Origin of the sequence: Pusillimonas sp. NJUB218 (genome assembly GCF_003788685.1) — a bacterium.
Taxonomy (GTDB): domain Bacteria; phylum Pseudomonadota; class Gammaproteobacteria; order Burkholderiales; family Burkholderiaceae_B; genus Neopusillimonas.
In genome coordinates, this window is sequence record NZ_NQMK01000013.1 from 46,118 (window position 1) to 53,378 (window position 7,261).

General features: G+C 56.2%; 6 protein-coding genes. 2 read left to right on the plus strand and 4 right to left on the minus strand.

All coding sequences use genetic code 11. The features are described from left to right. Positions 1-15: 15 nt before the first annotated feature. Together CHR62_RS14875 and CHR62_RS14880 are read right to left on the minus strand one after the other, a co-directional pair. Positions 16-405, minus strand: a complete 390-nt coding sequence (locus CHR62_RS14875) for an MOSC N-terminal beta barrel domain-containing protein (protein ID WP_093969636.1) — start codon at positions 403-405, stop codon at positions 16-18. After that, on the minus strand, positions 402-3,002 hold the full coding sequence (locus CHR62_RS14880) for an AsmA family protein (protein ID WP_123661449.1): 2,601 nt from the start codon (positions 3,000-3,002) through the stop codon (positions 402-404). Before CHR62_RS14880 ends, CHR62_RS14875 begins: the two co-directional genes overlap by 4 nt. Positions 3,003-3,203: 201 nt before the next feature. Between CHR62_RS14880 and CHR62_RS14885 the strand changes: the two genes are divergently transcribed. Then, a complete protein-coding gene (locus CHR62_RS14885; protein ID WP_093969638.1) occupies positions 3,204-4,481 on the plus strand; it encodes a bifunctional O-acetylhomoserine aminocarboxypropyltransferase/cysteine synthase in 1,278 nt (425 codons plus the stop codon). A 5-nt stretch (positions 4,482-4,486) separates the two neighbouring features. Here the strand turns inward: CHR62_RS14885 and CHR62_RS14890 are convergent, their stop codons facing one another. Both CHR62_RS14890 and CHR62_RS14895 read right to left on the minus strand, forming a co-directional pair. Then, entirely contained in the window at positions 4,487-5,419 is a 933-nt protein-coding gene (locus tag CHR62_RS14890) for a complex I NDUFA9 subunit family protein (RefSeq protein ID WP_123661450.1), read from the minus strand. A gap of 25 nt (positions 5,420-5,444) precedes the next feature. Continuing rightward, the gene (locus CHR62_RS14895; protein WP_158609138.1) at positions 5,445-6,413 is read right to left on the minus strand and encodes a helix-turn-helix domain-containing protein; all 969 of its coding nucleotides are present in this window, start codon (positions 6,411-6,413) and stop codon (positions 5,445-5,447) included. Positions 6,414-6,570: 157 nt separating this feature from the next. Between CHR62_RS14895 and CHR62_RS14900 the strand changes: the two genes are divergently transcribed. After that, positions 6,571-7,104, plus strand: a complete 534-nt coding sequence (locus CHR62_RS14900; protein ID WP_093969641.1) for a 2,4'-dihydroxyacetophenone dioxygenase family protein — start codon at positions 6,571-6,573, stop codon at positions 7,102-7,104. The last annotated feature ends 157 nt before the right edge of the window (positions 7,105-7,261 follow it).

Here is a 7,261-nt window from a genome sequence, read left to right on the forward strand (position 1 = left end):
ACCGGGTACGTACGCTTATTCGGGCCAGCGCAATGCAAGCGCATCGGGGTGAATTTTCACCAAACGCGATTTTTGCCCCAAAAAATTAGATACCCAGGCTGCGGCCAGATCGCCCTCGTCGACAACCTTGACTGGCTGTTGCCCTAAATGGGCCTGACGAACAACACTGTCGTCATCTTCAATGACATCGAGCGGGATATCCATACGTAGCATGCCGGGCGCGCGCATTACCAGGTATCCGAAACTGAGCGTGACCGAAATGTCGGTCAGCAGCTTGCACTGGTCAGCCAGCAAAATTTGGCCGGCATCATCGGTAATTGCCCACCGTAAATGATACGGAGCGGCATCGACATCGTTCAGTGGCGCGCATCCGGCCACCGGATAATATTCATTGATGGTGCTCATCGGCCCAACAACCCCTTCAGTGTGTTCCCCAGATCTTTGACCGTATCGGCGGGCTTGGGCGCCGATGACGCCGCAGCGCCCCCTGACGGGGCCGGTGCTTTTTTATCGAGCAGATTCATTAGCCCGCGTTCGAGCAATTGCTTGGCAACGCGGCCACCAATTTCTTTCCATTCGACCGCGTATTTCATGTCGGTAAACGGCCCATGAACACGCACGGGAACGGTGACCCCCTGCAATTGACTGAGATCAGGCCCACCCTGCCCACGCGCGGTGTTGACCACCCGTACGTTCGAGACGACATCAAGCGTTTTTGTAACTAGGTTGATGGTCGCAGGCGACCCTTGCGAAACGCGCAACAACGGGGCCTCGACGGCCAGTTTACGCAGCGTACCCACCCCTTTATCAAAATTAAGGTTAGCTTCAAGCGAAGTGAACTGAGTTTCACGAGAAAGATCGTACTGCGCACCTAAATCGGGGATTTGACCACTGCTGATACGGCTTAATGCCTCGGAAATTTGCACCAGTGTTTGCTGAACGTTAAAGCCCTTGACGGCGCCATCGCGTAACGCCAGTTGCACCGAGCCCCCCAGGCCGGCTGGCAGGTCATCGACGGTATCGCCGCGGGTTGTCAGGTTGAGTTTAAGCGTGCCTGTGCCGGTCAGGCGATCTTGGCCCGTGGCAGCCGCCACCAATGGCCCTACCGACACCCCAGCCAGATTCAGCTGCGCGCCAAACACATTTTTTGATGTCACACTGAATTTGCCGGTGGCGGTGCCGCCATATAAGTTGGCCGACATCTGGCTGATGTCGAGACGGCCTTTTTGTGCTTTGGCATCGAGGACAACATTGTCGGCTTCGATGCCGCGCCCTACCAACTTACCCACTTTGGCATTGGCCACAAGATCGATCGCGTCGAGCACGCTTAAGTCCAGCTTGGGGGAAGCGGCCGGTGCGGCCGCATCGGCCGCAGGTGACGCTGCAGTATCAGATGCCGGCTTCTCTGTCGTTTCAGCCGCATCTGGCGCTGCTTTTGGCGCGGCCTGCACCACAGGGAAAAGCTTGTCGAAATCGAGTTCGTCAGCCTGCAAATTGAGTCGTACCGAAGGGGCGTCGAAACCCGCCACACGCGTCGAAAAACTTAGCGGGTTGCCGTTCAAGACAGCATTCAGGTCGCTGTTGATTTCTTGCTTCTGAAGGTTGGCCTGAAGGCTGCCAATAAGCGGAAACTCGAAACCGGCCGCACCCAACGCCTCGGCATTGATTTTCACATCACCCTTGATGGCTGTGAGCCCCAGCAGTTGCTCGGCAGCGCGCCACCGCACAGGCGAAGACAAATTGACACGAATCAGGCGGTCGGCCTTTTTGACCGTGCCGTCAACTTTCAGCTCTTTTAGATTGAGGTCTTGCGAGTTACCGCCCAAACCGGACATCTCGAAGGCCAGCCCTGCCACGGATTCGCCGGACAACTTTAATGTGCCCGCAACGGTCTCGCCGGTTGCGGCTTCGGGCGAAACAGACAGATCGGGCGCGTCGAAAGCAACTTCGAAGGATTCGGCTGGCATTTTGCCAGAAGCCCTGACCGCAAGACGTTGAACCTGCAATAACGAACGGCTGGGATCAACTCTTAGTTGCGGTGCTGTCAGAGACACCTGCAACCCGTCGACCGCAGGCTGTTCGGGGGTCATGCCTTGCACTTTGCCCTGCAACGCCACCGACAAACCCGTGGCGTCGAAATGCTTGTTGACGGCACTGTAGGCCACATTACCCTGCAATGTAATGGACTGGGCCTGGAGCTTGGCAAGTAAGCCCGTCACTTGAACATTAAGCTTCTGTGCCGAATATTGTTTTTTTAATGGATCGAGGCGCAGCAATGCCTGACCCTGAATATTGGCATCGGCGACCGGATTGTCACCGACCAGTTTCCCGCGCAACGTAACATCGAAGGGTTGATCGAACGTGACCCGACCGGTGCTGAGTTGAACACCTGACAACCGACCCATATAGCCTTTTTGGGCATCATTGAAATGGACTTCGCCGTCTTTCAGGTCGAGCCCGGCAATATCGATTTGCAATTGCGCACTTTCGGGCGTGAGTCGGGGGTCGAGGGCAACTTTACGGCCGTCGGTCGCCGAGGGCGTCGACACCCCGACGGTGGCCACGGCGGGCACCACTGCCAGAGCCGGGGCGGCGTTGTCGACCCCGTCGATAAGATCCTGAAAATTAAATATGCCCTGCGGCGAGCGCGTTACCCAGGCACGAAAACCCTCGACGGTGATGTGGTCGACCACGAGATTATTGGACAACAACGGCCAGATAGCGACGGCAACGCGGGCCTGCTGAACCGAAGCGAAAACGGTGGTGCTATTGCGATCGGAAACCGAAACGTCTTGAACCGTGAGCCCAATACGCGGAAACAACGACAAAGAAATGTCGCCATTGATCACGAGCGTGCGTTGGTAGCGCTCTGAGACCAGTTCCTGAACTTTGCTTTTGTATGCGTTGGGGTCGAACGTGAGCAGGAAAATAGCCAGCCCTAACAGTGCCAGAATAAACACTGCCACAGCGCCAACCACAATACGTTTGAACCAGACTTTCATTTAAGGCCTTCGGAACCCGGGCATGGCCCGACACTGCAAATAGACAAATACGCTCAATGCTAACCCAAGTCCAACCGTATTTCACGCTAGGCCAGCTCAATGGCGGAATTTTGCCGCGTAGGCCCAAGCATTACCAATGTTTTGATATGCTTGGCCGTCTAAAAGAACTATTTTCAACATCCAACCACGAGACAAGCACCCATGAAACTTGAAACTCTGGCCATTCACGCTGGCTACAGCCCCGACCCAACCACAAAATCGGTCGCCGTCCCTATCTATCAGACCACGTCTTACGCCTTTGACAGCACCCAACACGGTGCCGACCTGTTCGACCTGAAGGTGCCCGGCAACATTTACACCCGCATCATGAATCCCACCAACGCGGTCCTCGAAGAGCGCGTTGCGGCCATGGAAGGCGGCGTCGCTGCCTTGGCGCTGGCGTCGGGTATGGCCGCGGTAACCTATGCCATACAAACCATTGCCCAAGCAGGCGACAACATCGTTTCGGTCAGCAAGCTGTATGGCGGTACATACAACCTGTTTGCGCATACATTCCCGCGCCAGGGCATTACGGTAAAGTTTGCGCCGCACAACGATATTGCCGCACTCGAAGCATTAATCGACGATAAGACCAAGGCGGTATTTTGTGAAACCATCGGTAACCCCGCTGGTAACATCGTCGACCTTCAGGCTTTAGCCGATGCGGCGCACCGCCACGGCGTGCCGCTTATTGTTGACAATACAGTGGCCTCGCCGGCGCTATGCCGGCCTATCGAGTACGGCGCCGACATTGTTGTCCATGCGCTAACCAAATACATGGGTGGGCACGGCACCACCATTGCAGGGTGCGTTGTCGACTCGGGCAAGTTCCCATGGGCCGAACACAAAGACCGCTTCCCGATGCTGAACGAGCCAGATCCGTCGTATCACGGCGTGGTTTACACCGAAGCCTTCGGCCCCGCCGCGTTTATTGGCCGCTGCCGGGTTGTGCCTCTACGAAACACCGGCGCAGCGCTCTCGCCCTTTAACGCCTTCCTGATTCTGCAAGGCATCGAAACACTAACGTTGCGCATGGAGCGCCACGTCGAGAACGCCCAGAAGGTTGCGGAGTTCTTGAAAAATCATCCGCAGGTATCTTGGGTGCAGTACGGCGGCCTGCCCGACCACCCCGAGCACGACCTGGCCAAAAAATATTTTGGCGGCAAACCCGCCAGCATTATGTCGTTTGGCATCAAGGGCGGCAGCGAAGCTGGCGCGCGGTTTATTGACGCCCTTAAACTGGTGCTGCGCTTGGTCAACATTGGCGACGCCAAATCGTTGGCCTGCCACCCGGCCTCGACAACGCATCGTCAATTGAACGAGCAAGAGCTGAAGTCGGCGGGCGTCAGCACCGACATGATCAGGTTGTCGATTGGTATCGAACACATCGACGACATTTTGGCCGACATTGCTCAGGCCCTTGACGCCAGCAAGGCCTAAACCCGTTACGCCCAACGTCGCCGCTGTGTGCCCAGGTAACCGGGCACCACAGCTTCGAGCGGCGTAGGCACAACCCCCAGCTCGGGCGCCAATGGCGCCCGAAGTACATTGTCGGCTTTAAGCGAATCGAGGTTGTCGCGCGACATGATGGGCTGCCCGGGCAAACACTCGAACAGACTTGCCTGCAAATAGCCCACAGCCCAAGGCAGCGAAACCACCGGCCTGGGATGCCCCGACCAACGCGCGGCAAAACCCACCAGTTCGGCCAGGGTGTAGGCCTGCGGCCCACCCAGCTCGTATGTATTGTTACGACACTTGGGGTGGGTAAGGCAAGCCAAAACCGCTTTGACGACATCACCGACATACACCGGTTGAAGCCTGGCATGCGCCCCAGCCAATGCCAACACCGGCATACAACGCGCCAACCGTGCAAACAAATTCATGAACTGGTCTTCGGGACCAAACACGACCGAAGGCTGCAAGATACTGAAATAAAGATCAGACTGACCTGTATAAGCGTCACGGATGACCTTTTCGCCATCTGCTTTCGAGCGGGCGTACCCGCTGGTGCCAGAGGAACTGGCTCCGAGCGCGCTGACGTGCACAAAATGGCGCACGCGAGCGGCCACGCAAGCCTTTGCAATTTTTTCAGGCAAATCGACATGCGCACGACGAAAGTCGGGGCCATAAGGCTGACCGCGGCGGCTGTGCAAGATACCCACCAAATTAACCGCAGCGTCGCAACCAGACACCAGACGCCCCAGAACGGCATCATCGTAGATGTCGGCCTGCAGCACATTGACGGTTGGCATGGGCAGTAAGTCACGGCCATGCGCATAACGACGCGTGGGGACAACGACCTCGTGCCCTTCGGCAACCAGCCGCGCCACCAGATGCTGCCCAATGAAACCTGTACCCCCAGTCACCAAGACACGCATACAAAAGGCCCTCGCCGTTTAAAAATTACGATTCAACCGAAAACTGACGCCGATACTCGGAGGGCGTCATGCCAAATGCCGACTTAAAGCTGCTGGCGAAATGCGCCTGGGTGCTGAACCCGCAGCCCAACGCCACCTGCCCAATGCCGGCGGCCGGATTAGCCTGCAATTGCGTACACGCCAGTTGCAACCGTAACGACCAGATCAATTGGGCAACGGTAGTGTCGTGCGCCAAAAAAACGCGGTTGAGTGTACGCACCGACATATGCAAATGTGCGGCAACCGCTGCCGCATCCAGTTGCGGATCACATAGATTCTGCAATATGAAGGCTTCGGCTTTGTGGAAACGCGCTGCGGATGAATCAACCTGCGCATCGCACGGCGACACCCCCATTAACTGGCCCAACAAGAACTGAATGCGTTGCGCCACTTGCTGCGCCTGCCCGGCCAGGGGCTGCTGCACAAAACCCGCCAGGGTAGTGCGCAATGACTGACTGACCCCGGACAATCGCGAACGTTGCGCGTCGATTTTGAGCGGCTCGGCGGGGCGTTTAAACAGCCCAGCTGCGCCACCTTCATCGAAGCTGATATCGACCAGAATTTGCCGTGTACCAGGCTGCGAAAACCCGAACAAATACGGACTAACCGTGGGATACACCACGACATCGCCCGGCTTTAACGTAATACAGGCGCCCGACTGATAAAAGAATGCGGCGCCATCGAGCAATACACTGGCAAACAGGGCATCTTTAGGATGCGTTTTAATCATTTGACGCGGGCGCTCGATGACGTGCTCGGCGCCACGAATATCACTAAGGCGCAAGACGCCCAAATCGAAATTGCGTTCGCCCACAAACAAGCCATCCGGGCTGTAGTCGGAGCAACGCAACCCCACTAATTCGGCCGCGTTGTGGGCTTCCCAGTACTCAATGCGTTGATCGGGCGGAACGGCTTCGGTACTGGCATGAGAAACAGGAACAAAAGCGGTATCCATGGCATCTGCCTGAAAAAATATCGCGAACTGGACATCAGCATACCTTGTTGTCCGGCACAAGAAAACACCTCGTCGCAATGACGAAAGCCAAAGCGGGACACCCATGACTAGAATGTCTTTGGACCTTTATCCATAACTTACAACTCAGGAGACTTTTATGAGCAAACTCGGCGGCAACGAATTCTGGCGCTCCATCCCCCCCATCAAAGACGTTTTCAAGCCAGATGCAAAACCCGAAGCGTACATCCAGAACGCCCCGACAGACGACATGCGCTATTACGTCCCGTTCAGCGAAACAGTGTCTTCGCGCCCGCTCTGGATTTCACCCTCGGAAAACAAGTGGGCAGATATATTACGTGCCGACGCACCGGGGCTGATTAACCGCCATTACCATCCGCACGAAGTGTTTGCCTACACCATTTCGGGGCAATGGAGCTACCTGGAGCATGACTGGGTGGCCCGTGCCGGCGACTTTGTATACGAAACCCCCGGCGAAAGCCATACCCTGGTTGCTCACGAACACGAAGACCCAATGCGTGTGTTCTTTATTGTGAAAGGGCCACTGATTTGGCTGGATGAAGAAGGCAATTCGACCGGGCACTTTGACGTGCACGACTACATTGCCATGTGTAAGGCCCACTACGAGAAAGTCGGCATTGGTGCCGACTATGTCGAAAGCCTGTACCGTTAAAACCCAGCCGGGTTGCCTAGGGAAGGTCTGAAGAACTCGATTTCAAACATCCAAAAATCGACCTCATGACCAAAGTATTCAAAAATGGTTAAAAACTGCTCAAATCATCGCCACTTTCGGGTTGTTTGCACCCCGATCAGGCCCGTTTTCGGGCCTG